The organism is Amycolatopsis anabasis (assembly GCF_009765355.1).
GTDB lineage: Bacteria > Actinomycetota > Actinomycetes > Mycobacteriales > Pseudonocardiaceae > Amycolatopsis > Amycolatopsis anabasis.
Genome location: NZ_VTHK01000019.1, coordinates 31,606 through 54,461 on the forward strand (window position 1 = coordinate 31,606; position 22,856 = coordinate 54,461).

At 70.4% G+C, this 22,856-nt stretch carries 23 protein-coding genes; 8 read left to right on the top strand and 15 right to left on the bottom strand.

Annotation, left to right across the window (positions count from 1 at the left end; translation table 11 throughout):
• Window positions 1–25 precede the first annotated feature (25 nt).
• The 3 genes from FXO23_RS24335 to FXO23_RS24345 are packed head-to-tail and all read right to left on the bottom strand — an operon-like array spanning window position 26 to window position 3,803.
• Window positions 26–880 (bottom strand): FAD binding domain-containing protein, encoded by an 855-nt coding sequence (locus tag FXO23_RS24335; RefSeq protein WP_158887737.1) that lies wholly within the window; start codon window positions 878–880, stop codon window positions 26–28.
• A complete protein-coding gene (locus FXO23_RS24340) occupies window positions 877–3,255 on the bottom strand; it encodes a xanthine dehydrogenase family protein molybdopterin-binding subunit (protein WP_158887738.1) in 2,379 nt (792 codons plus the stop codon). Before FXO23_RS24340 ends, FXO23_RS24335 begins: the two co-directional genes overlap by 4 nt.
• Window positions 3,255–3,803 (bottom strand): (2Fe-2S)-binding protein, encoded by a 549-nt coding sequence (locus FXO23_RS24345; RefSeq protein ID WP_158887739.1) that lies wholly within the window; start codon window positions 3,801–3,803, stop codon window positions 3,255–3,257. The genes FXO23_RS24340 and FXO23_RS24345 overlap by 1 nt, the downstream gene beginning before the upstream one ends.
• A 149-nt stretch (window positions 3,804–3,952) precedes the next feature.
• Between FXO23_RS24345 and FXO23_RS24350 the strand changes: the two genes are divergently transcribed.
• The 3 genes from FXO23_RS24350 to FXO23_RS24360 are packed head-to-tail and all read left to right on the top strand — an operon-like array spanning window position 3,953 to window position 6,907.
• Window positions 3,953–6,004, top strand: coding sequence for a WXG100 family type VII secretion target (locus FXO23_RS24350; RefSeq protein ID WP_158887740.1), 2,052 nt, complete (start codon window positions 3,953–3,955; stop codon window positions 6,002–6,004).
• The gene (locus tag FXO23_RS24355) at window positions 6,004–6,300 is read left to right on the top strand and encodes a hypothetical protein (protein WP_158887741.1); all 297 of its coding nucleotides are present in this window, start codon (window positions 6,004–6,006) and stop codon (window positions 6,298–6,300) included. The genes FXO23_RS24350 and FXO23_RS24355 overlap by 1 nt, the downstream gene beginning before the upstream one ends.
• A 28-nt stretch (window positions 6,301–6,328) precedes the next feature.
• Window positions 6,329–6,907 (top strand): EndoU domain-containing protein, encoded by a 579-nt coding sequence (locus FXO23_RS24360; protein ID WP_158887742.1) that lies wholly within the window; start codon window positions 6,329–6,331, stop codon window positions 6,905–6,907.
• A gap of 3 nt (window positions 6,908–6,910) precedes the next feature.
• Here the strand turns inward: FXO23_RS24360 and FXO23_RS24365 are convergent, their stop codons facing one another.
• Together FXO23_RS24365 and FXO23_RS24370 are read right to left on the bottom strand one after the other, a co-directional pair.
• Window positions 6,911–8,023, bottom strand: a complete 1,113-nt coding sequence (locus tag FXO23_RS24365) for an XdhC family protein (RefSeq protein WP_158887743.1) — start codon at window positions 8,021–8,023, stop codon at window positions 6,911–6,913.
• Window positions 8,016–9,140 carry a vWA domain-containing protein gene (locus tag FXO23_RS24370; RefSeq protein WP_158887744.1) on the bottom strand — a complete coding sequence of 375 codons (1,125 nt, stop codon included), beginning with the start codon at window positions 9,138–9,140 and terminating at the stop codon, window positions 8,016–8,018. The genes FXO23_RS24365 and FXO23_RS24370 overlap by 8 nt, the downstream gene beginning before the upstream one ends.
• Before the next feature lie 156 nt (window positions 9,141–9,296).
• Here FXO23_RS24370 and FXO23_RS24375 point away from each other — a divergent pair, with 156 nt between their 5' ends.
• The 4 genes from FXO23_RS24375 to FXO23_RS24390 are packed head-to-tail and all read left to right on the top strand — an operon-like array spanning window position 9,297 to window position 12,429.
• Complete coding sequence (locus tag FXO23_RS24375) at window positions 9,297–9,758, top strand: hypothetical protein (protein ID WP_158887745.1); 462 nt, start codon at window positions 9,297–9,299, stop codon at window positions 9,756–9,758.
• Window positions 9,755–10,372: a DUF3558 domain-containing protein gene (locus FXO23_RS24380; RefSeq protein WP_158887746.1), complete on the top strand. Its 618-nt coding sequence runs from the start codon at window positions 9,755–9,757 to the stop codon at window positions 10,370–10,372. The genes FXO23_RS24375 and FXO23_RS24380 overlap by 4 nt, the downstream gene beginning before the upstream one ends.
• Entirely contained in the window at window positions 10,372–11,658 is a 1,287-nt protein-coding gene (locus FXO23_RS24385) for a WXG100 family type VII secretion target (protein ID WP_246257745.1), read from the top strand. The genes FXO23_RS24380 and FXO23_RS24385 overlap by 1 nt, the downstream gene beginning before the upstream one ends.
• A gap of 21 nt (window positions 11,659–11,679) precedes the next feature.
• The gene (locus FXO23_RS24390; protein ID WP_425484903.1) at window positions 11,680–12,429 is read left to right on the top strand and encodes an ESX secretion-associated protein EspG; all 750 of its coding nucleotides are present in this window, start codon (window positions 11,680–11,682) and stop codon (window positions 12,427–12,429) included.
• Here FXO23_RS24390 and abc-f read toward each other — a convergent pair.
• Complete coding sequence (gene abc-f, locus FXO23_RS24395) at window positions 12,401–14,044, bottom strand: ribosomal protection-like ABC-F family protein (protein WP_158887747.1); 1,644 nt, start codon at window positions 14,042–14,044, stop codon at window positions 12,401–12,403. The two genes, FXO23_RS24390 and abc-f, sit on opposite strands and share 29 nt — an antisense overlap.
• A 167-nt stretch (window positions 14,045–14,211) precedes the next feature.
• A complete protein-coding gene (locus tag FXO23_RS24400; protein WP_158887748.1) occupies window positions 14,212–15,729 on the bottom strand; it encodes an FAD-dependent monooxygenase in 1,518 nt (505 codons plus the stop codon).
• 85 nt (window positions 15,730–15,814) lie between these two features.
• Between FXO23_RS24400 and FXO23_RS24405 the strand changes: the two genes are divergently transcribed.
• On the top strand, window positions 15,815–16,444 hold the full coding sequence (locus FXO23_RS24405) for a TetR/AcrR family transcriptional regulator (RefSeq protein WP_158887749.1): 630 nt from the start codon (window positions 15,815–15,817) through the stop codon (window positions 16,442–16,444).
• A 298-nt stretch (window positions 16,445–16,742) separates the two neighbouring features.
• Here the strand turns inward: FXO23_RS24405 and FXO23_RS24410 are convergent, their stop codons facing one another.
• The 8 genes from FXO23_RS24410 to pcaH form a co-directional block, all read right to left on the bottom strand.
• Window positions 16,743–17,618, bottom strand: a complete 876-nt coding sequence (locus tag FXO23_RS24410) for an AAA family ATPase (RefSeq protein WP_158887750.1) — start codon at window positions 17,616–17,618, stop codon at window positions 16,743–16,745.
• A 6-nt stretch (window positions 17,619–17,624) separates the two neighbouring features.
• Entirely contained in the window at window positions 17,625–18,191 is a 567-nt protein-coding gene (locus FXO23_RS24415) for a nucleotidyltransferase family protein (RefSeq protein WP_158887751.1), read from the bottom strand.
• Window positions 18,184–18,990, bottom strand: a complete 807-nt coding sequence (locus FXO23_RS24420; protein ID WP_158887752.1) for an IclR family transcriptional regulator domain-containing protein — start codon at window positions 18,988–18,990, stop codon at window positions 18,184–18,186. Before FXO23_RS24420 ends, FXO23_RS24415 begins: the two co-directional genes overlap by 8 nt.
• Before the next feature lie 9 nt (window positions 18,991–18,999).
• Window positions 19,000–19,407 (bottom strand): 4-carboxymuconolactone decarboxylase, encoded by a 408-nt coding sequence (pcaC, locus tag FXO23_RS24425; protein WP_281356586.1) that lies wholly within the window; start codon window positions 19,405–19,407, stop codon window positions 19,000–19,002.
• Window positions 19,404–20,177, bottom strand: coding sequence for a 3-oxoadipate enol-lactonase (pcaD, locus tag FXO23_RS24430; RefSeq protein WP_246257746.1), 774 nt, complete (start codon window positions 20,175–20,177; stop codon window positions 19,404–19,406). The genes pcaC and pcaD overlap by 4 nt, the downstream gene beginning before the upstream one ends.
• Window positions 20,174–21,511, bottom strand: a complete 1,338-nt coding sequence (gene pcaB, locus FXO23_RS51685) for a 3-carboxy-cis,cis-muconate cycloisomerase (protein ID WP_158887754.1) — start codon at window positions 21,509–21,511, stop codon at window positions 20,174–20,176. The genes pcaD and pcaB overlap by 4 nt, the downstream gene beginning before the upstream one ends.
• Window positions 21,504–22,049 carry a protocatechuate 3,4-dioxygenase subunit alpha gene (gene pcaG / locus FXO23_RS24440; RefSeq protein WP_158887755.1) on the bottom strand — a complete coding sequence of 182 codons (546 nt, stop codon included), beginning with the start codon at window positions 22,047–22,049 and terminating at the stop codon, window positions 21,504–21,506. Before pcaG ends, pcaB begins: the two co-directional genes overlap by 8 nt.
• A gap of 73 nt (window positions 22,050–22,122) precedes the next feature.
• A complete protein-coding gene (gene pcaH, locus FXO23_RS24445) occupies window positions 22,123–22,854 on the bottom strand; it encodes a protocatechuate 3,4-dioxygenase subunit beta (RefSeq protein WP_158887756.1) in 732 nt (243 codons plus the stop codon).
• Between the last annotated feature and the right edge of the window lie 2 nt (window positions 22,855–22,856).

Below are 22,856 nucleotides of genomic sequence, written 5' to 3' on the forward strand. Positions count from 1 at the left end.
CCGATCTCCTTTCTGTCGGGTCGAATCAGACGGTCACCGCGGCCGTGACGGCCCGCCCGGTGAGTACCTTCGCCAGGTGCTGCCGATACTCCGCGTCCGCGTTGGCGTCCGCGGCCGGGCTGGTGCCCTCGGCGGCGTGCTCGGCCGCCGCCCGGATCGACTCGGCGTTCGCGGGCTGCCCGACGAGCGCCTGCTCCACCGCGGTCGCGCGGATCGGCGTCGCGGCCATATTCGTCAGCCCGACCCGCGCCTCGGCGATGGTGCCGCCGTCCACCCGGACGGCCGCCGCGACGGCCACCATGGACCAGGCCTGGGCGACCCGGTTGAACTTCTCGTAGTGCGCGTGCCACCCGGTGTACTTGGGCACCCGCACTTCGACTAGGATCTCCTCGACCCGCATCGCGGTGGTGAAGTAGTCCTCGAAGAACTCGGCGGCGCGCACCGTGCGGCGGCCGTCCATCCCGCACACCACCATCTCCGCGTCCAGCGCGAGCACCGGCGCGAGCAGATCACCGGCCGGATCGGCGTGCGCGATCGACCCGCCGAAGGTGCCGCGGTGCCGGATCTGGGGATCCGCCACGGTGTCGGTGGCGCGGGCCAGCAGCGCGGCGTGCTCGGCGATCAGCGGATCGCGCTGCACGTCGTAGTGCGTGGTCATCGCGCCGACCACCAGCGTGTCGCCCTCCTCGCGCACACCGCGCAACTCGGCGATCTTGCCCAGGTCGACCAGTTTCGTCGGCGCGGCGAGCCGCATCCGCAGCACCGGCAGCAGGCTCTGCCCGCCCGCGATCACCTTGGCGTCCTCGCCGCCCTCGGCGAGTGCGCGCACGGCATCGTCCACAGTGGATGGTGCGACGTAGTCGAAGGCCGCGGGGATCACTGGGCACCTCCTCGTGCGGACTGGATCGCCGACCACACCCGCATCGGCGAACAGGGCATCTCGACTTCGTTCACCCCGAGATGGCGCACCGCGTCGATCACCGCGTTGACCACCGCGGGAGTGGAGGCAATCGTCCCGGCCTCGCCGACTCCCTTGACCCCCAACGGGTTCGTGGTCGACGGCGTCTCGGTGCGGTCGGTGGTGAAGGACGGCAGATCGGCGGCCGAGGGCAGCAGGTAGTCGGCGAACGTGCCGGTGGTGAGCGTGCCGCCTTCGTCGTGCACCGCCTCCTCGTACAGGGCCTGCGCGATGCCCTGCGCCAGCCCGCCGTGCACCTGACCGTCCACGATCAACGGGTTGACCACCTTGCCGACGTCGTCGACGCAGACGTACGACCGCAGGTTCACCCGCCCGGTCTCGGTGTCCACCTCGGCGGCGCACAGGTGCGTGCCGTGCGGGAACGAGAAGTTCTCCGGATCGTAGGTGGCGTCCGAATCCAGCGAGGGCTCGATGCCGTCGGGCAGGTTGTGCGCGGCGAACACCGCGTTCGCGACGTCCTGGATGGCGGTCGCGGATTCGGTCCCCCGCACCGAGAACTTGCCCTGGGTGAACTCGAGGTCGTCCTCGGAGCATTCCATCAGATGCGCGGCGATCGTGCGGGCTTTCTCGATCACCTTGTCCGCGGCCTTGAGCACCGCGATCCCGCCGACCGCGAGGGACCGCGAACCGTAGGTGTCCAGCCCCTTGTGCGAGGTGTGGGTGTCGCCGTGCAACACTTCGACGTCATCGAACGGAATCCCGAGCCGGTCGGCCACGATCTGGCTCCACGCCGTCTCGTGCCCCTGGCCGTGCGCCGAGGATCCGGTGACCACCTCGACCTTGCCGCTCGGCAGCATCCGGATCGACGCGTGCTCCCAGCCGCCGGCGCCGTAGTCGAGCGAGCCGAGCACGCGGGACGGCGCCAGCCCGCACATCTCGGTGAACGTGGAGATGCCGATGCCGAGCTGGACCGGATCGTTCGCGGCCCGCCGCTCGGCCTGTTCGCGGCGCAGCCCGTCGTAGTCGAACAGTTCCTTGGCCTTCGCGGTCGCGGCCTCGTAGTTGCCGGAGTCGTAGGTCAGCGTCGACACCGTGGTGTACGGGAACTCCTCGTGCTTGATCCAGTTCTTCTCGCGGATCTCCAGCGGGTCCATGCTTAGCTCGGCGGCGAGTTCGTCCATCATCCGCTCGATGGCGAAGGTCGCCTCCGGCCGCCCGGCGCCGCGGTAGGCGTCGGTCAGCGTGGTGTTGGTGAACACGTTGGTGCACGCGAAGCGGTACGCCGGGATCTTGTAGATCGCGTTGAACATGAACGCGCCGAGGATCGGCACGCCGGGGCCGACCAGGCCGAGGTACGCGCCCATATCGGCGAGCAGTTCGACCTTGAGCCCGGTGACCGTGCCGTCGCGGTTGGCCGAGATCGTGATGTCCTGGATCTGGTCGCGCCCGTGGTGCGCGGCGAGCATGGTCTCCGAACGGGACTCGGTCCATTTCACCGGCCGGCCGAGCTTCCGCGCGATCAGCAGCGCGGCCAGTTCCTCGGGCAGCACGGCGATCTTGCCGCCGAAGCCGCCGCCGACATCCGGCGCGATCACCCGGAGCTTGTGCTCGGGCAGGCCCAGGGTGAGCGCGGACATCGTCTTGAGGATGTGCGGGATCTGGGTCGCCGACCACATGGTCACCTGCGGGCCGGTCGGGTCGACCACACAGGACCGCGGTTCCATGAACGCCGGAACCAGGCGCTGCTGGCGGAACCGGCGTTTGAGTACGACCTCGGCGCTGCCGATGGCCGCTTCGACATCGCCGCCGGACCCGGCGTCACCGGAATCGAAGACCCACAACGCGTTCTTGTTGGTGCCCAGTTCCTCGTGCACCAGCGGGGCGCCCTCGGCGAGGGCGTTCTCCAGGCCGAGCACGACCGGGAGTTCGTCGTAGTCGACGTCGATCTTGTCCAGCGCGTCCCGCGCCTCGTAGGCGCTGCGGGCCGCCACGATCGCGACGCCCTCACCGGCGAAGTTGACCGTGTCCGCGGCGAGCAGCGGTCGGCGGGGATGCTTCATGTCCGGCGTGATCGGCCAGGCGCACGGCAACGCGATCGAGGAGTCCGGGTCCAGATCGGTGGCCGTGAAGACACCGAGCACGCCGGGCATCGACCGGGCATCGCTGGTGTCGATGTTGGTGATCCGGGCGTGCGCGAACGGGCTGCGCAGCACGGCGAGGTGCAGCATGCCGGGCAGCGCCAGGTTGTCCGTCCACCGGGTGCGGCCGGTGATCAGCCGCTCGTCTTCCTTGCGAAGCCGGGCCTTCCCGACCTCCGGCTCGACCGTGGCGGTCATTATTCGCCACCCCCGCCGACGCTGCTCGCGGCGCGCTGGCTGGTGCCGAGTTCGTCCTCGACCCGCTCGGCTTCCGGCCCGGCGCCCGGCCGCATGTGGTGGGCCGCGTCCCGCACCGCGCGCACGATGTTCTGGTAGCCGGTGCAGCGGCAGAGGTTGCCCTCGAGGCCCTCGCGCACGGCCTGCTCGTCCGGATCCGGGTTGTCCGCGAGCAGATCGATCGACTGCATGATCATGCCCGGCGTGCAGAATCCGCACTGCAACGCGTGGTTGTCGTGGAACGCCTGCTGGACCGGGTGGAGTTTGCCGTCCCGCGCGAGCCCCTCGATCGTGGTGATCTCGCAGCCGTCGGCCTGGACGGCCAGGACCGAACACGACTTCACGCTGTGGCCGTCGAGGTGGACCGTGCACGCACCGCAGTTGCTCGTGTCGCAGCCGACGACGGTACCGGTCTTGCCGAGTTTGTCCCGGAGATAGTGAACGAGCAGTGTTCGGGGTTCGACGTCGTCCGTGTACTGGTTGCCGTCCACGCTGACCGTGATGCGCATGAGGCCTCCTGTGGTGGGTGATCGGACTCACACTGGAGCGTGCTACTTCGATCTCGTTCGGACAAGACCCCGGCCAGGGACCCGTCCCCCTCCATCCGCATCCGCGTCGAAACATGGGGCATCGATCCGAATCTGCGGAAAAGTCCCCCATGAAATGCCCATTCGTAGCCCGCCCACGCCTGATCTTCGTCACGCTGGTCGACACGGGCGCCACCGGCGCGGATCTCGACCTCGCGGTGCACGGCGCCGCGCAACTGGTGCGGGCCGCCCTGCGGCGCGGCGACTGGGTCGGCGTGATCGCGGTCGGCGACGGACTCCGTTGGCTGGGGCCGGATCTGGGGCGGCGGCAGTACTACCGGATCGCGGACGCGGTGCTCGACGCCGCACCGGAACTCGGGCATGCCGGTCGCCGTCGCATATGCGTTGTCCCTGGCCCCGCGGCACTCGGGTCGGTACCGTCACGGTGGGGAGCCGGACAGTCACGGGGTGGGGACTTGACGTACATCAAAGCGTCCTTCGCGACGCTGACCGAGGGCCAGGAGGCGGTCGAAGACACCGGCAAGACCTGGGAGGAACTGCTCGACGATCTGGCCCGCAAGCTCGCACCGCTGCGCGCCACCTGGACGGGCGAAGCCGCGGACGCCTTCGACCGCCTGCGCGCCGAATGGGCCGCCGGAGCCGCGGAGCTGCGGGAAGTCCTCCGCGAAGCGGAAGAGCGGATGGGCGCCATCCAGGGAAACTACCGCGAGACCGCGCATGCGGCCTCGAAACTGTGGCAGGGCGGAGCGAGCGCGGTCGCGGGCGGCACCATCCCGATGTCCGCCGGCGCGCCCGGCGGTTCGAACGGCTTCGAGATCACCGTCGACGATCTGCGGGTCGCCGTGCGGAAGCTCGCGGACCTGCAGCTCGCCTTGGTCGCCACGATCGACCGGAGCAACGCGGCTCTTGCGGCGACCGGAGGCATGATCGGTGAGGACTGCCTGCTGGCCGGTTTCCGCGAGCCGTACGACAGGTGCGCGGCGGCGGTCTGCAACGCGATCGGTGGTGTGGTGACCGTGCTCGGCGCGGTGTCGATCACGCTGAAGGACACGGCGAACCTCTACCTCGACGCCGAGGAAGCCTCCGGCGGTGGGCAGCAGGAGCGAATCCCGTTCCCCGGCACCCGGTCGGACTACGAGATGGCGCCCCCGCCGCCCTGCGGAGGCCCCGGCCCCGAACCGTATGTACCGGACATCCTCGCCGGGTTTTGGCCGAATGCGGATCCCGGCCCGCTCTGGGAGGCGGCGGAGGCATGGCGGGCGCTCGGCAGGCAGTTCTTCGACGTGAACGCCGAGTCGACCAGGATCTTCCTTTCGCTGGCCGACGCCAACCAGGGCGAGACGTTCAGCCTGATCCGTTCCTACTGGGGTCGGCTGTGCAGCGGCAACAACTGCCTGCAGGACCTCCCCTTCGACCGCACATACCTGGCGGTCAACAACATGGCGGCGGCCTGCCAGATGCTCGGCGACGCGATCGCCACCGTGAAAGAAGGCGTCGCCAACGCCGTGGCGAACGCCGCCGACAAACTCGAGGTCTTCGAGTGGATCGCCATCGCCATGGACGCCCTGCTCACCAGGGGCGCCTCCCAGATGGTGATCCGGGTCGCCACGCTGATCTGGGCCGGGATCGACATGAGCGACTTCAAGGATCAGTACCTGTCGAATCTGCAGCAGGCGATCCAGCAGTTGCCCACGCGGCATGTCGAGCAGCTCACCCTGTTCGGGGACACGCACAAGGAAACCCTGGTCGAAGGCGGCCGCCTGAAGCCCGTCGAAGACGTCGTCCTGGGCGAACTGCGCGGCAAGTGGTCCGAAGTCGAAGGCGACCACCCCCACCCCGACCAGATTCGGGTTACGCCGGACAGGGCTTTCCACATTCTGGACGGCGATCAGACTGGTGGAGGACACCGATCTGGCACGGGAAAACCCAAAAAGACCGAATTTCCGCCCGACTGGAACGATGCCAAGGTGATCGCTGAGATCGAGAGCGTTGCGCGAAATCCGGACAAGATCGAACCTGGTCGACGTCCGGATCGCTGGGAGACGACCGCGAGACGGGACGGCGTCCTGATACGAGTTGTCGTCCACAACGACGGCCACGTGATCACGGCGTATCCGGAGAGTGGACCCGGCGTTGTACGAAATCCACCAGCAGGACGATAATGGACGAGAATGAGTTCACAAACCTACTCGAGGGGTTCGTGCGCAACCTGCGCGATCGCCTACCCGAAGCGGATCGCCAACGTATCGACAGCTACCTCTACGGCGGAGAGTGGGCGCTTCTTATCGACGAGTTAACGGAAACCCTCCTTCAGGAAAGGATTCCCGTAACCCAGGAAGAGCACAGCAATCTCAAGAAGTTACTCTACTATTTCGATGTGCCGATCGAATATTTCGACGCCATCAACAAACGGGACGAGGTTCTTGCCGGGCTGAACATCGTCAACGCCGCACAGTAAGCTCGGGCTGATCAAGAAAGGGGCGCGCGTGGGTGGTGGGCACGCACCGGGGACCGGCCGCCGGGGAACCAGCGAGTTCCCCTCGAACTGGAGCCGGGATCGGATCATGGCTGCGATCATCGACGTCGCCAAGGACCCCGACGAGCGCCCGCGCAAGCAGCCCAACGGCCGCTGGCGCACCGCCGGAGTACGCGACGGTGTCGACATCGTCGCGCTCATCGAGCCCGATGGCCAGGTCCGGACCGCCTACCCGGTCGGCGGAACCGGCGTCACCCGCAATCCCGACGCCGCGCGGGATCCGGCGAACCCCACGGTCGACGACCTGTCCGCCGGTCGCATCAGCTACTTCGCCGAGACGCTTCTCGATCAGCTCGCCGGGCGCCTGCCCGCAGACGACCTCGCGCACTACCGCGGTCTGCTCTGGTCGGGCGAATGGGAAGAACTTGCCGACGTGCTGGCCGCCCATCTCGCCACCGGCTCCTTCCGCCTGAGTCCCGACGAGCACACCAACCTCGAATACCTGTTGAACGGCTTCTCCACGCCACTCGCCGGATGCGCCTACCTCAACGATCGCGACCGCATCCTGGACGCACTCCGCCCGGCGTGACCGTCAGCCGTGGATGCGGCCGTCCAGTTCGGCGAGCCGCTTTCCGCCGCCGCCCCAGCGCAGCGCGATGATCTCGGCGGCGATCGACACCGCGGTTTCCTCCGGGGTTCGCGCCCCGAGGTCGAGGCCGATCGGTGACGACAGCCTCGCAAGTTCCGCTTCGGTCACCCCGGCCTCGCGCAAACGTTTGATCCGGTCGTCGTGGGTGCGCCGGGAACCCATCGCCCCCACGTACCCCACGTCCAGCCGGAGGGCGACCTCGAGCAGGGGCACGTCGAACTTCGGATCGTGGGTGAGCACGGCGATCGCGGTGCGCCGGTCGACCCGTCCCGCCTCGGCCTCCGCCTTGAGGTAGCGGTGCGGCCAGTCGACGATCACCTCGTGCGCCTCGGGGAACCGGCTGGCGGTCGCGAACACCGGGCGCGCGTCGCAGACCGTGACCTGATACCCCAGGTAGGCGCCCATCCGGGCCATGGCCGCGGCGAAGTCGATCGCGCCGAACACCAGCAAGCGCGGCGGTGGTTCGAAGGAGTTGACGAACACCGCCATCCCCTCGCCCCGCCGCTGGCCGTTGGGGCCGTAGTGCAGCGTGCCGGTCCGGCCGGTGGCCAGGAGGCCGCGCGCGTCGTCGGCGACGGCGTCGTCGATCCGGTCCGAACCCAGCGAACCGGCCGTGCGGTCGGGCCACACGATCATGTGCCGCCCCATCCGCTCCGGATCCTCGTGCTCGATCGTGGTGACCACGGCGACCGGCTCGCCGCCGCGCACCGACTTCACCACGTCCTCGAGTTCGGGCATCGACTCGGCGTCGACCCGTTCGACGTAGACGTCGAGGATGCCGCCGCAGGTCAGGCCGACCGCGAACGCGTCGTCGTCGCTCACCCCGTAGCGCTGCAGCGCGGGGGTGCGGGCCTCGACCACTTGCTGCGCGAGCTCGTACACCGCCCCCTCGACGCAGCCACCGGACACGCTGCCGGTGACCTCGCCGTCCGCGGCGACCAGCATCGCCGCGCCGGGCGCGCGGGGTGCGGACGAGAAGGTCGCGACGACCGTGCCGAGCCCGACCGTTTCGCCCGCTGACCAGCGCCGGTACAACTCGTCAAGCACGTCATGCATCGCGTATCTCCAGCAGCAGTCGTTGCAGGGTGGCCAGGCTGTGCCCGGCGAGCAGCCGATCGATGTGCGGGAGCGCGGCCGCGATGCCGGACTGCACGGGAGCGTAACCTTCGCGCCCCGCGTGCGGATTGATCCAGAACACCGCGTGGGCCAAACGGCGTAGCCGGGCGAGTTGCTCGCCGAGCAGGTTGGGGTCGCCGCGCTCCCAGCCGTCGGAGAAGACGGTGACCACGGCGCGCCGGGCCACGCCGCGTTGACCCCAGCGGTCGAGGAAGACGCGCAGGGTCTCGCCCAGCCGCGTGCCCCCGGCGAAATCGGGCACCGCGCGCCCGGCGGCGAGCATGGCCTGCTCGGGATCGCGCTGGCGGAGCTGCCGGGACACCCTGGTCAGGCGCGTGCCGAGGGTGAACACCTCGACGCTCGCCGGTGCGCCGCGCACCACCACGTGGGCGAAACGCAGCAACGCGTCGGCGTACGGGCTCATCGACCCGGAAACGTCCAGCAGCAACACCACCCGGCGCGGTTTGCTGGACCGATCACGACGCGCGAGCCGCACCGGCTCGCCGCCCCCGGCGAGCATCGCGCGCAGCGTCCGGCCGGGGTCGAGCCGTCCGCGGCGCGCCGGGCGGTGCCGCGGGGACGAGCGGCGGGGCGGCTCGGGCCGCAGCACGGCGAGCAACTCCCGCAAATGACGCCGCTCGGCGTGGGTGAGTTCGGCGAGGTCCCGCCTGCGCAGGACGTCGGCGTCGGTGGCGGCGACCCGGAGCTGTCCCGGTTCCGCGTCGGTCTCGCCACCCGGCGACTGGGGCGACATCGCCGCGATCCGCGCCTGCTTCGGGCGGCTCGCGGTCACCCGGCGCCGTCGCGGCGGCTCGGCGGAGAACCACTCCGCGAAGGCGTCGTCGTACCGGATCAGATCGTCCGGATCAGCACAAAGGGTGAACCTTCCGGCCCAGTACAGCTGCGCAGCGTCACCGATATCGACCTGCTCCACCGCATCGAGGTACGCCTGAACCCGCTGCGGCCCGCACGGCACCCCGGCCGCCCGCAACGCGGCCGCGAACCCGACAAACCCGGCAAGCGGATCCTGAACACCCACCCCGCCATTGTCCCCCATTCGCGGCAGGGTCGGCGGCTGCTCTGACGCGGAGGAGCGCGAACCGATCTCCCGTCCCGGACGCCATGACCTGCGCCAAACGACCCCATGCCCGCGAATCGATCCGCTACCCTGGCAGCGCGGACAACTACTGACTGGCAGTAACGGGGAGGCGGCATGGGCCAGGACATCGCGGCGGGGGCCGCTGCCGGAGCAGCAGTCGGCCAGGCCGAGATGGCCGCACGGAGCATCTGGGGCGAAGTCAGCCCCTGGGACACCGAACGCCCGCTGGCCGGTGGCGTGTCCGGCGGCTTCGAGTTCCCGAGTGTGGAAAAGATCGACGAATTGCTCGGTCTCTGGCGAGCCCGCGCCGACGGCATCGCCCAACGCGGAATCACACTCCGCCAGATTGCGAACGCCATAATGCTCGGTTCGGTAGCTGAAGACGAGGCGAGCACCGGCTACACGAGCGAACTCAGCCGATCAGTCGGTCTGCTCCAGCAGCAACACGACTCGATGTTGAAATACATCCAGGACTACATCGGCAAGCTGGAACGTGTGAAGGCGGGCAAACAGGCAGGCGAGCAGGACACCGTCGACGACCTGAAACGGGGCACGGGAGACGTCTACGCGACATGAAACTTCGGCGGCCCATCATTGTCTCGCTGTTTGCTACTGCGGCAGCGCTCCTGGCTGTCGCGGGATGTTCCCGGACAGAGGCTGGTACTCCGCAGCCCTCCGCGCAGTCGGACGGTTCGGCATCGAACATGCCGAAGATCGAGCAGCCCCTTGACCCCACTTCGTATCGGGAAAAGCCGTGTGAGCTCCTCCCGCCGCAGTTGTCGCAGAGCCTGAACTACACCAATCCGGGGATCACGACGCTGAACGGTGTCGGTGCGATCGTCGGGGGCCCGGCCTGCAACTGGCTCATGCCCGGAATCGGCAAGGAAATCAGCGTGCAGCTCGGCCTGACGAACACGGATCCAAGCACTCCTGGACTGGCCAGAACCTTTGCGCTGCGCGAAAAAGGCAGGATCGCGTACGCCGAGCCGACCGAGGTTTCCGGTTATCCAGCAGCTTTCGCCGACGTCACCGACGGGCGTCCGGCAGGCCGCTGCGCGCTCGCGGTGGCTGTCGCCGATTCCGAGGTCTTCGCAGCCACCGCCCAGGGTTACCAGGGTGCGCAGGAGTCGTGCGACTTGGCCAAGCAGGTAGCCGAGGCCGTGATCCAAACCCTGAAGGAGGGCTCCTGATGGGCCAGATGGACGGGACCCAGATCTACCACAACTTCACCAATGCCAACTCGGAACTGTGGCGCAGTGTCGCGGCTGCGGTCAAGGAACTGAACGACGGTTACCGCGATGAGGCACTGGCGATCAATAATCTGCAGGGGCAGATGCAAGACGCCTGGACCGGTGCCTCCGGTGACGCGGCCTATGCGGGTGCAGGGCCGCTCGCGCAGACGTTCAAGGAGTCGGCGACTCCGCTGGACAACACGACCCGATCGATGAACGACCAGTCGTCCGCGTTCGACAGTGCGAAGACCTCCGTGGTAGAAGTGCCGCCGGCGCCGGAGAAGCCGAGTGGGTGGTCGCTGGGGTTGAAGGCCGCGATTCCGGTCGCCGGGCCGATCATGGCCGCGAACGACGTCAACTCGTATCAAGAGGGCGTCAGCAAGCACAATGCGGCGAACGAGAACAACGTCCGGGTCATGGACCAGTACTCGTCGACCACCAACTCGACGCGTGGCCAGATTCCGATGGATTACCGCGAACTGCCGCTCGACGGGGCCAGTGTGGGCGTCCGCACCGGGTCCAGCGCGAGCATCGAGAGCCGGGAGATCGTGGGGCCGCAGCACACGCAGACCTCGGGGACCAGTGGTACCCAGTACGCGCCGACCACCGGGCCGGGAAGTCCGGTGAGCGGGGGGCCCAGCGTCAACCCGGGCCAGTCGACCACGTCCGGTCCGGGGCCGGTTCCGGGGCAGGGCGGCGGCGGGCCGGTGCACACCCCGAACGTTCCGCCTCCCTCGACCAGTGGGCCGAACACGCATACCACCGGCGCGCCCCCGATCATTCCGGGGCCGCTGGGCGGGAACCGGGATCGGGGCACCGAGCGGACTCCGTTCCGCGGCGGCAGGCCCGGCGAGGGTCCCACCACGGGCTACGGGCGGGGCAGTGCGTCCAACCGGCTTTACGGCGAGGGCGGCGGCCGGAGTGCGGTCGGCACGGGCTCGGGGGCCAAGGGACCTGCCGGTGAAGGCGCCGCGGGCAGGGGACCCGCCGGTGAGCGCGGGCTGGGGGCCGGTAAGGGTTCCGGGGTCGGGATGCCGGGCAGCGCGGCGGCGGCCGAAGGGGCGGCGGCGCGGAGTGCGGCGGCACGCGGCGGCGTGGGCGCCGCCGGGCCGCTGGGTGCGGCCGGTCGTGGTCAGGGGGAAGAGGACCAGGAACACCAGCGTCCCGACTTCCTCATCGAGGCCGATCCCGATTCGATCTTCGGCACCGACGAGCGCGCCACCCCGCCGGTCATCGGGGAATAGGGCCCGGGAAGACTGAGGACCATGCCCGTCGTGCGAAGCGACTACGTGCAGTTGCCGATCACCGCGCTCGCCGGGCTGGCCGAACAGGAGAAGGCCGGCGCACTGCACGTCGTGCTGCGCCCGGAACCGTTGTGGCTGAGCGATGACGAGAAGGTCCTGGCCCGCGAGCGGATGAACCAGGCGCTCACCGAGGCGGGGCTGGTGGACGGCCGCGGCCGGATCGAGGTCGACTTCCTCGACTGGCTCCCCCTGCTCACCACGCCGTCGATCGAGTACTACGGCTGGGCCAACGACGGCGAGCGCACCTACGGCGTGCTCGCCGCGGCGCGCGGGCTGCAGGGCATCGTGGCCATCCGGTCCGGCGAAGGCGTGGCGCTGCGGACGGCCCGGCGGGACCGACTGCCCGAAGCCCTCGTCGCCGAACTGCCCGACGTGACCCCCGGCGGCGGGCGGCCGCTGATGGTGCGGGTGGCCGATCTCGAAGAGGCCGGGCGGCGGAAGGACGACGTGCCCGGCCCGGAGATCCGGGAACTGGTCAAGGTGCTGCAACGCCCCGTGCTCGGCACCGGCGAGCTCTACGCGGGCCGCCGCGACGAGCTCAACCGGTACACCCGCCTCGAACAACCGCTGCACTACGCCGACACCGACTGGGGCCGCTACCTCAACTACACCGCGGGAACCGGGAGCGACGCGGAGGTCCACCTCGCCCCCGGTTCGCGGTCGGCGCTGGTCGAGACGTTGCTCAAGCTGGAGCAGACCCTGGATTCCTGACCTCGGGCGCCCCGGTTTCCCGCAGGCGGCCACCGGCGAGCCGCAGCCAGCGGTTCACGTTGACCTCGGCGAGAAACCGTTCGTCGTGGCTGACCACCACGAACGCGCCCTGGTAGGCGTTGAGCGCACCCTCCAACTGGCCCACGCTGACCAGGTCGAGGTTGTTCGTCGGTTCGTCCAGCAGCAACAGCTGGGGCGCCGGTTCGGCGAACAGGACGCAGGCCAGGGTGGCGCGCAGCCGCTCGCCACCGGAGAGCACCCCGGCCGGGAGGTGGGCGCGGGAGCCCCGGAACAGGAAGCGCGCGAGCAGGTTCATCCGCTGCGCCTGCGGCATACCGGGTGCGAACGCGGCCAGGTTCTCCGCCACCGTGCGGTCGAGGTCGAGCAGATCGAGCCGCTGGGAGAGGTAGGCGATCCTGCCGTCGGCCCGTTTGACCTCCCCGCTCTCCGGTTCCAGGTCGCCGTGGATCAGGCGCAGCAGGGTGGACTTCCCGACGCCGTTGGGCCCGGTCAACGCGATCCGCTCGGGGCCCCGGATCGCCAGGTCGATGCCCTCGAAGAGCGTCCGGTCACCGCGCTGGATCCGCATCCGCTCGCCGAGGAAGACCATGCGTCCGGCGGGGACGTTGGTTCCCGGTAGTTCCAGCGCGATCTTCTGCTCGTCGCGCAGGGCGCGGCTCGCTTCGTCGAGCCGGGCCCGGGCGTCGCTGACCCGCGCGGCGTGCGTGCCGTCCGCCTTCCCCGCCGACTCCTGGGCACGCCGCTTCAACCCGCCGGCGACGATCTTCGGCAGCCCCGCGTCCTTGACGTTGCGGGCGGCGTTGCTCGCCCGGCGGGCGGCCCGCTCGCGGGCCTGCTGCATCTCCCGCTTCTCCCGCTTGACCTCCTGCTCGGCGTTGCGGACGTTCTTCTCGGCGACCTCGCGTTCAGCGCGCACGGCCTGCTCGTAGTCGGTGAAGTTCCCGCCGTGGAACCGGATCTCGCCCCGGTCGAGCTCGGCGATGCGGTCCATGCGGTCGAGCAGCGCCCGGTCGTGGCTGACCAGCAGCAGGCAGCCGGTCCACTCCTCGAGCACGCCGTACAGCTTGCGGCGCGCGTCCAGGTCGAGGTTGTTGGTCGGCTCGTCGAGCAGCAGGACGTCGGGCCGCTTGAGCAACTGCGCCGCCAGGCCGAGCGAGACGACCTGGCCACCGCTGAGGGTGTGCAGGCGCCGGGCGAAGGGCACGTCCCCGAGGCCGAGCCGGTCGAGCTGGGCCCGGGTGCGCTCCTCGATGTCCCAGTCGTTGCCGATCGCGGTGAAGTGCTCCTCGCTCGCGTCCCCGGATTCAACGGCTTCCAGCGCCCTGAGCACCGGAGCGATGCCCAGGACCTCGGCCACGGTCAGGCCCCCGGCGAACGGCAGGTTCTGCGGGAGGTAACCGAGCACTCCCTGCACGGACACGGTCCCGCCGCCGGGCCGGTACTCGCCCGCGATCAGTTTGAGCAGTGTGCTCTTACCGGCGCCGTTCGGCGCGACCAGGCCCGTGCGGCCGCCGCCGACGGTGAACGACAGGTCCTGGAACACCGGGGTGTCGTCGGACCAGGAAAAGGAAAGATTCGAACAGACGATGAACATGCGGGAGACCTCGGGTGAGATGCGGGCGGCACAGAAACGCCCAGCAGGGAACAGGAGACGACGACATGGCCGGGTATCACCCGGAGATGTCGTCTTCACCTGCCACGCCTGGTCTCCCCTAGTTCAGGATCACTCCCCCGCCACCGTAGCAGAGGAGGCCTCCTCGCTCACACCGGAATCGCGAACCGGGACACCGCCTCGATCAAACCCTCCACAGTGGACTCCTCGCTCGCCCAGGCCACGTGGCCGTCGGGACGCAGGAGCAGGCCGGTCAGCTCGGGCCGCGAAACGGACTTGGTGGTGAGGACCCGCACGTCCCAGTTCGCTGCCACCGCACGCAGTTCCGCGGAATCGGCGAGGTCCAGCAGCAGCGGCTTGCCGTCGGCGCAGTGCCCGCCGAGCCGGGTGCCGTCGGCGAACTCCAGATCCGGCGCGCTGAACCCGACCATCGGATGCCCGTCGCCGAGGTCGTAGCGGTGCAGCACCCCGGACAGCTTCTTGGCCAGATAGGTGGCCCCGTCCCGGGTCCGCAGGAGATCGGTCACCACGCCGTGCAGGGCGTGCGCGCGCGGATCGGACCGCATCAACGCGACCTGCGCGCGCGTCCACTCCAGCACCCACGCGCCGATCGGATGCCGTTCGGTCGTGTAGGTGTCGAGCAAACCCTCCGGCGCCCGGCCCTGGATCGTCGCCGCCAGCTTCCAGCCCAGGTTGACCGCGTCCCCGATGCCGAGATTGAGCCCCTGCCCGCCGAACGGCGAGTGCACGTGCGCGGCGTCCCCCGCCAGCAGGACCCGGCCCCGCCGGTAGGTGGTCGCCTGCCGCGCGTTGTCGGTGGCGCGGGTCGCCGAGCGCACCGCGGTGACGGTGACCTCGACACCCGAGGTCTTGCGCAGGCTCGCCTGCAACTCGGCGGCCGTGATCGGCGCTTCGCGGTCGGCGGGCGGGCTGTCGAACTCGACGCTCAGGATCCGGCCCGGGATCGGCCCGTGCACGTAGATCCCGTTCTCCGTGCGGTTCCAGCCGGGGCGCAACTCCTCGGCGCCTTCGAGGTCCACGATCGCCTGGTACGCGGTGATCGACGGATCGGTTCCGGGGAAGTCGAAACCGGTCAGCTTGCGCACCTGGCTGCGCCCCCCGTCGCAGCCGACCAGCCAGCCCGCCCGCAGCGACGACTCTCCGAAGTGGACGGTCACACCGTCGTCGTCCGCGTCGAAGCCGGTGACCTCCACCCCGCGCCGCACGGTCACGCCGAGTTCGGCGGCCCGCTCGGCGAGGATCGCCTCGATGGCCTGCTGCCCGACCGCCATCACGCCCGCGACCGGGCCGACGTCGCGGAAGTCCGGATCGTCGTAGTCGACCAGGTCCCCGCCGACCATGATCCCGGCGAAATGTCCCGCGAACATCGGTTTCTTCCGCGGCGCGGCGACGACGTCCGCCCCCCTGGACCGCCGGAATTCCAGCATCCGCTCGATACCGAGCCGTTGCTCCTCCTGCAACGCCCCCAACATCCCGCGCCGGTAGAACGCCTCACCGGTCGGCAGGTTGATCGCGCCCGCCTTGATCGTCTGGTCGATCTCGGTGAGTCGTTCGAGCACGACGACGTCCACCCCGGCCAGGCCCAGTTCGCACGCCAGCATCAGGCCGACCGGCCCCCCGCCGCAGATCGCCACCTCGTAGTCCATCGATTCTCCCCATCTGTCTCGGTGGCACCATCATGCCGATAATCTTGGACCGAGTCAAAGTTTATGACAGGTATATGATCGGGTCATGGCGAAGCAAGGGTTGCGCGAGCAGAAGAAGCAGGCGACCCGCCGGCACATCTCGAACGTGGCGACCGCCCTGTTCATCCAACACGGCTTCGACAACGTGACGGTGGCCGAGGTCGCCGAGGCGGCGAACGTCTCGAAGATGACGGTCTTCAACTACTTCCCGCGCAAGGAGGACCTCTTCCTCGACCGGCACGCCGACCGGCTGGCCGAACTGGAGCAGGTGATCACCGAACGCGCGCCGGGCGAGCCGGTGGTGACCGCGATGCGCCGCTACCACCACGAACTGCTCGCCTCCGGCCACCCGCTCTCCGGCGCGATCGAGGGGGTGACCGGCTTCTGGTCGGTGCTGCGGTCCAGCCCGGCCCTGATGAACCGGATGAACGAGCAGGGCCACGAGCTCGGGGACGCGCTGGCGAAGGTCCTCGCGGCGGAGATCGAGGACGACAACCGCGCCCGGGTGGTCGCCCGCCTGCTCTCCGGTGTCATCTCGGCGATCTTCGGGAACGCCGTGCGGCGCATCCTGGACGGCGACGACGTCGAGGAGGTCCGGCGCGATCAGGCGAGCTTCATCGACGACGCCTTCGATCTGCTGGAGCACGGGATCGGCGACTACGGCGCACACTCCTGACCGGGAGGCGGAAGGCATGCGGTCGGCGCGGACCGTCTTCGCCCACGCGCAGGTCACCGCCGTCCCGCTCGGCGCCACCAACCGGACCCCGGTCGATCAGTCCTATGTGGACAAGATCGGCGCCACCGCGGAAACCGAAGAGGCGCGGTTGGCGCACACGATCTTCACCCAACCGGATATGCCGCCGCAGATCGCGGGCGGCGAGGTGTTCTGGCGGGATCCGCTCGCCGCGGTCTCCCTGACCCGCGACCGGCACGTGGTGACCTACCGGCGCGAACCTCGCCGGGCTGAACGGGCGCTAGGCGAGCAAAGCGTCCAGTTTGGCGCGCACCCGGTCGAGGTCCTCGCTGTACTTGAGCACCGCGCCGAGCGTGCGCGCGGCGGATTCGGCGTCCAGTTCGTCGCGCTCCAGGGCCAGCAGCGCCTGCGCCCAGTCGAGCGATTCGGCGACCCCGGGCGGTTTCAGCAGTTCCAGATCGCGCAGCTTGCGCACCGCCCCGGCGACCTGCGCCGCCAGCCGTTCCCCGATGCCCGGCACCCGGCGGCGCAGGATCGCGATCTCCCGCGCGAGATCCGGATGCTCCAGCCAGTGGTACAGGCAGCGCCGCTTGAGCGCGTCGTGCACCTCGCGGGTGCGGTTGGAGGTGAGCACCACCAGCGGCGGGGTTTCGGCCCGCACCTCGCCGAACTCGGGAATGGTCACCGCGTTCTCGTCCAGCAGCTGCAGCAGGAACGCCTCGAACTCGTCGTCGGCGCGGTCGATCTCGTCGACCAGCAGCACGCACGGGGACGCGGTCAGCGCGCGCAGCAGCGGCCGTGCGAGCAGGAACCGTTCGGTGTAGAGGGACCGCTCGGCGACCTCGGCGTCGAGCCGGTCCTCGGCCGCTTCGAGCGCGCGCAGGTGCAGCAGCTGGCGCGGGAAGTCCCATTCGTACAACGCCTGCGCCGCGTCGATGCCCTCGTGGCACTGCAGCCGGATCAGCGGCAGGTCCAGCCCCTGCGCGAGACCTACCGCGAGCGAGGTCTTCCCGGTCCCCGGCTCGCCTTCGCAGAACAGCGGCCGCCGCATCCGCAACGCCAGGAACGCGGCCGTGGCCACGCCGTCGTCGGCGAGGTACCCGATGCCGTCGAGAAGCCGCGCCAGCTCCTCCGGCGAACCGATTTGACCCGTCACAACCAGCTAGCGTAGATCGTCGGGCCGGTCCACGTCGGCCCCGCGGCCGAGGTCGCCGCATTCGATCAGCCGGAGATCCGCCCGTCCGGAAAGCCAGTCCCGCGCGTCCCGGTCACCGCGGGCGCTGTCCGCGATCTCGTCGAACCAACGCCTGCCGAACAGCACCGGATGCCCGGGTACGCCGTCGAAACTCGCGCGGGCGACCGCCTCGGGGCCCGCGTTCGCCAGCAGCCGGTCGACTACCGGCGGGCCGGTCCAGGGCAGGTCCACCAGGTGCACGAGCACGGCGTCGCAGTCCAGTTCGCGGACGGCCCGCAGTCCCGCGCGCAGCGACGCGCCCATCCCGGTCGCCCAGTCCTCGGCGACCACCGCGATCGACGGATCCGGCAGCAGGGCGCGCGCGGCCTCTGCCTCCGCGCCGAGCACCACGCGCACGGGCGCGCAGCCGCCCCCGGTCAGCGTGCGCAAAGCACGCAGCAACAAGGGTTCCCCGTCCAGTTCGACCAGGGCCTTCGGCTGCCCGAAGCGTCTGCCCGCCCCCGCGGCGAGCAGCAGACCGGCTACGTCACCCACGTTTGGCGTGCGCGGCGGGGGCGACCGCGAGGTCGGCTTCGATCCGGGCGGCGGCGGCCAGCAGCGGCGGCACCATCTCGCCGCGCACGGATTCCGGGGTGGTCCGGCTGGCGTGGGTGGACACGTTCACCGCGGCCACCACCGCGCCGTGCCGGTCGCGGATCGGCGCGGCGACCGACCGCAAGCCCTCCTCGAGCTCCTGGTCGACCATGGCCCAGCCCTGTTCGCGCACCTTGACCAGTTCGGCGCGCAGCGCGGCGGGCGAGGTCAGGGTGTGCGAGGTGAGCCGGGTCAGCTCGGCCTCGGCGAGGTAGGCGGCGAGCGCGTCGGCGTCCAGCCCGGCGAGCAGCACGTGACCCATCGAGGTCGCGTGCGCGGGGAACCGGGTGCCGACGTTGATCGTGACGGTCATGATCCGGGACACCGCGACCCGGGCGATGTAGACGATGTCGCCGCCCTCCAGCACGGAGACCGAACTGGACTCGTGCACCTCCGCCGACAGCCGCTCCAGATGCGGCTGCGCGACCTCAGGAAGGGACAAACTGGACAGAAAGGCGTAGCCGAGTTCCAGCACGCGCGCGGTGAGCGAGAAGTGCTTGCCGTCGGTGCGGACGTACCCGAGGTCGGCCAGGGTCAGCAGGAACCGGCGGGCCGCGGCCCTGGTCAGGCCGGTGACCCGGGCGACCTCACTCAGCGTGAGTTCGGGCGCGCCCGCGTTGAACGCCTTGATCACCGCCAGGCCGCGTTCCAGCGACTGCACGTGGTGCGCACCGCGCGTGCCTTCCCCGACCTCGTCCATAGGCCAACTCTATAGGCCGTTCGGCGGTTGGGCGGTGGGCTCACCCAGTTCGGCGAGGGTGCGCTGCGCGATGGCCAGCGCGGCGTTCGCGGCGGGCACCCCGGCGTAGACCCCGGTGTGCAGCAGCACCTCGCCGATCTCCGCCGCGGAAAGTCCATTATGGACAGCCGCGCGGACGTGCATGGCGAGTTCGTCGTGGCAGTGCAGGGCGGTCAGCGCGGCCAGCGTGATGCAGCTGCGGGTGCGCCGGTCCAGTCCGGGGCGGGTCCAGATCGAGCCCCAGGCCGATCGGGTGATGTAGTCCTGGAAGGGCGCGGTGAACTCGGTGGTGCGGGCGATGGCGCGGTCGACGTGCTCGTCGCCGAGCACCTCCCGGCGCACGCGCATCCCGGCCTCGTAGCGCTCGTCCTCGGTCACGCGGCCCCCTGGAAATGTTCGATGATCAGTTCGCTGAACCGGGCCGGTTGCTCGACGTTGCCGAGGTGGGCGGCGCCTTCGACGATCTCCAGCCGGGCGCCGGGGATGCCGTCGGCGATCCGGCGGCCGTGCTCGGGCGGGGTCGCCGGATCTTCGGCCCCGGCGATCACCAGGGTCGGCGCGGTGATCGAGGCGAGTTCGCCGGTGAGGTCCATCCGCTCGATCGCCCCGCAGCACGACGCGTACCCCTCGGCCGGGGTCGCGGCGATCATGTCGCGCAGTTCCCCGGCCCGGCCGGGATTCCGCTCGCGGAAACCGGGCGTGAGCCAGCGCCCGACGCCCGCCTCGGCGACGACGCCGGTGCCCTCCGCGCGCACGAGCGCCGCCCGGTCGGCCCACATCTTCGCCGGGCCGAGCCGGGCCGAGGTGCAGCACAGCACGAGCCGGGAGATCCGGTCCGGATGCCGCGCGGCCAGCCACATCCCGGTCATCCCGCCCAGCGACAGCCCGGCGAACCGGACTCGCTCGGCGCCGAGCGAGTCCAGCAGCGCGAGGACGTCGTCGCCGAGGTCGCCGATCGTGCAAGGCCCGGGCGGCACCGGCGACTTGCCGTGGCCCCGCTGGTCGTAGCGCACCACCCGGAACCCGGCCGCGGTCAGCGGTCCGACCTGCGGATCCCACATCCGCAGGTCGCTGCCGACGGAATTGCTCAGCACGACGACCTCGCCGCCGGCGGGACCGTCGACGACGTGGTGCAGGGCTACGCTCACCTGGTCTCCTTGAACGCGCGGTGGGAATCGAGGGCGCGGCGGACGAAGAACTCCGCGCTGCCGAGGTATCCGGCGGGATCCAGGAGTTCTTCGATCTGCTCGTGGCTCAGGTGCTTGCCCGCCAACGGATCCGCGGCGAGCAGTTCGGCCAGCGTCCCCTCCCCGGCGAGCGCGCGGCGGCAGCAGGCGGTGACCGCGTCGTGCGCGGCGAGGCGACCGGTTTCCGGGGTCAGCGCGCTGGTGACCCGTTCGGCGAGCAGGATTCCCCCGCTGCGGTCCAGGTTCTCCCGCATCCGGGCGGGATCGACCCGCAGGCGCTCGACCGCGGTCCGCAGCCAGTGCACCGCGGATCCGGTGCTGCGCAACAGTTCCGCGAGCGGGCGCCATTCGGCGTGCCAGGCCCCGGCGGCGCGCTGGTACTCGTGGGCCATCGCACCGAACAGGGTGCCGGCCAGCCCGGGCGCCTGCCGCGCGCACGCCTGCGCGACGACCGACGCGATCGGATTCCGCTTGTGCGGCATGGTCGACGAGCCACCGCTGCCCGGCGGCCCCTGTTCGGACACCTCGGCGATCTCGGTCTGCGCGAGCAGGGTGAGGGTGTGCGCGATCCCGGCGACCACACCGGAAGTCTCCGCCAGCGCGCCCGCGATCTCGGCGATCCGGGTGCGTTCGGTGTGCCAGGGCAGGTCCGGTTCGGCCAGGCCGAGCCGGTTCGCGAACGCGGCGAGCACGGCCGGACCGCGTTCGCCGAGCGAGGCCAGGGTTCCGGTCGCGCCGCCGAGCTGGACGGCGAGCCGCTGCCCGCGCAACCGGTGCGCGGCGGCGTCCAAACCGGACAGCCAGCCCGCGGCGGTGAGCCCGAAGGTCACCGGAATGGCCTGCTGCGCCAGCGTCCGTCCGACTTGGACGGTCAGGGCGTGCTCCCCGGCGAGCCCGGCCGCCAGTTCGGCGCACGCGTCGAGGTCTTCCAGCAGCGGTTCCAGCGCGCGGGCGACGACCAGCACCGCGGCGGTGTCCACCACGTCCTGGCTGGTCGCGCCGAAATGCACGTACCGGGCGGCGGTCCCGGCGACCTTCGCGGTGATCTCCCGGACCAGCGGCGCGGCCGGGTTGCCGACGCCGATCGCCTGCGCGCCGAGTTCGGCGAGGTCGTAGTAGCCGTCCCGGCAGGCCCGGGCGATCTCCTCGGCGTGCGCGCGCTCGACGAGCCCGGCATCGGCCTGCGCGGCGGCGAGCGCGCTCTCCACGTCGAGCATCGCGCGCAGCCACGCGGCGTCGCTCACCTCGCTGCGCACGGCGCCCGCGGCGATGATCCCGTCAAACAGTTCAGACATCGAAGAAGACTGTCTCGCCTTCTCCCTGCAAGCGCACGTCGAACCGGTAACCGTCCTCGGCCGAGACGGCGATCAGGGTGGCGCGGCGATCCGCCGGGACCGCGGCCAGCACCTCGTCCGCCGCGTTCGCCTCGGCGTGCTCCGGGAAGTAGATCCGGGTGACCACCCGGTCGAGCAGGCCGCGCGCGAACACCGAAACGTCGATGTGCGGCGCCTGCTCGCGGCCGTCCCGCCCGGGGACCGCGCCGGGCACGATCGTGCGGATGCGGTAGCTGCCGTCCGGTTCGGTCGGGCACCGGCCGAAGGCCCGGAAACCCGCCACCGCGCCGCGCGGATCGTCCGGGTGGTCGAACCGGCCGTTCGCGTCCGCCTGCCAGGTCTCCACCAGCGCGTCCGGCACCGGTTCGCCCGCGCCGTCGAGGACCCGGCCGCGGATCCACACCGCGCCGGGGGTGCCCTCGGGCACCGCGTCGACCCCGTCCGGCCAGGGCAGCCCGATCGACAGGTACGGACCGACGGTTTGCGAGGGAGTAGTCACTCGTCGTCCTCCACTGTGCCTTGCGGGACACCCGCACCCGGTCGGACGAACGAGCGGAGCTTCGCATCGTCACTCATTCGTCCTCCTCGTCCTCGAAGACCGAAGCCTCGCGCCCGCGCAGCACGATGTCGAACTCGAAGGCCAGCGCCCAGTGGTCGACCGTGCGGCTCAGGTCGAACTTCGAGATCATCCGCTGCCGCGCCTTCTCGTCCGGCACCGAGTTGAAGATCGGGTCCTGGGCGAACAGCGGATCGTCCGGGAAGTACATCTGGGTGACCAGCCGCTGGATGAACGCGGTGCCGAACAGCGAGAAGTGGATGTGCGCCGGGCGCCAGGCGTTGTCGTGGTTCTTCCACGGGTAGGCGCCGGGTTTGATGGTGGTGAACTCGTACCGGCCCTCGTCGTCGGTCAGCGTGCGGCCGACCCCGTCGAAGTTGGGATCCAGCGGCGACGGCCAGCGGTCGCCGGTGTGCCGGTAACGGCCGCCCGCGTTCGCCTGCCAGATCTCCACCAGCGAGTTGCGCACCGGCCTGCCGTCGCCGTCGAGCAGCCTGCCGTGCACGATGATCCGCTGCCCCTGCGGCTCCCCCGCGTGCTGGCGGGTGAGGTCGTTGTCGTGCTCGCCGATCCGGCCCGGGCCGAGCAGCGGGCCGGTGACCTCGGTGAGCATCTGCGGCAGCAGGACGGGCCGCTGTTTCGGATGGCGCAACGCGGTCGACCGATAGCCGGGCGAGTCCAGCGGCGGATGCGTGCCGTCCGGATCCCGGCGGTAACTCGGCAGGTGCAACTTCGTCGGTGTGCCCATGT

Excerpts from the sequence above, each read along its gene's own strand:
- FXO23_RS24350 (WP_158887740.1), top strand. The coding sequence starts at position 3,953 with ATGAAATGCCCATTCGTAGCCCGCCCACGCCTGATCTTCGTCACGCTG.
- FXO23_RS24340 (WP_158887738.1), bottom strand. The coding sequence starts at position 3,255 with ATGACCGCCACGGTCGAGCCGGAGGTCGGGAAGGCCCGGCTTCGCAAG.
- FXO23_RS24345 (WP_158887739.1), bottom strand. The coding sequence starts at position 3,803 with ATGCGCATCACGGTCAGCGTGGACGGCAACCAGTACACGGACGACGTC.
- pcaB (WP_158887754.1), bottom strand. The coding sequence starts at position 21,511 with ATGTCTGAACTGTTTGACGGGATCATCGCCGCGGGCGCCGTGCGCAGC.
- FXO23_RS24370 (WP_158887744.1), bottom strand. The coding sequence starts at position 9,140 with ATGGGGGACAATGGCGGGGTGGGTGTTCAGGATCCGCTTGCCGGGTTT.
- FXO23_RS24355 (WP_158887741.1), top strand. The coding sequence starts at position 6,004 with ATGGACGAGAATGAGTTCACAAACCTACTCGAGGGGTTCGTGCGCAAC.
- FXO23_RS24405 (WP_158887749.1), top strand. The coding sequence starts at position 15,815 with ATGGCGAAGCAAGGGTTGCGCGAGCAGAAGAAGCAGGCGACCCGCCGG.
- FXO23_RS24380 (WP_158887746.1), top strand. The coding sequence starts at position 9,755 with ATGAAACTTCGGCGGCCCATCATTGTCTCGCTGTTTGCTACTGCGGCA.
- pcaH (WP_158887756.1), bottom strand. The coding sequence starts at position 22,854 with ATGGGCACACCGACGAAGTTGCACCTGCCGAGTTACCGCCGGGATCCG.
- FXO23_RS24420 (WP_158887752.1), bottom strand. The coding sequence starts at position 18,990 with ATGGACGAGGTCGGGGAAGGCACGCGCGGTGCGCACCACGTGCAGTCG.
- abc-f (WP_158887747.1), bottom strand. The coding sequence starts at position 14,044 with ATGTTCATCGTCTGTTCGAATCTTTCCTTTTCCTGGTCCGACGACACC.
- FXO23_RS24390 (WP_425484903.1), top strand. The coding sequence starts at position 11,680 with ATGCCCGTCGTGCGAAGCGACTACGTGCAGTTGCCGATCACCGCGCTC.
- FXO23_RS24375 (WP_158887745.1), top strand. The coding sequence starts at position 9,297 with ATGGGCCAGGACATCGCGGCGGGGGCCGCTGCCGGAGCAGCAGTCGGC.
- FXO23_RS24365 (WP_158887743.1), bottom strand. The coding sequence starts at position 8,023 with ATGCATGACGTGCTTGACGAGTTGTACCGGCGCTGGTCAGCGGGCGAA.
- FXO23_RS24400 (WP_158887748.1), bottom strand. The coding sequence starts at position 15,729 with ATGGACTACGAGGTGGCGATCTGCGGCGGGGGGCCGGTCGGCCTGATG.
- FXO23_RS24385 (WP_246257745.1), top strand. The coding sequence starts at position 10,372 with ATGGGCCAGATGGACGGGACCCAGATCTACCACAACTTCACCAATGCC.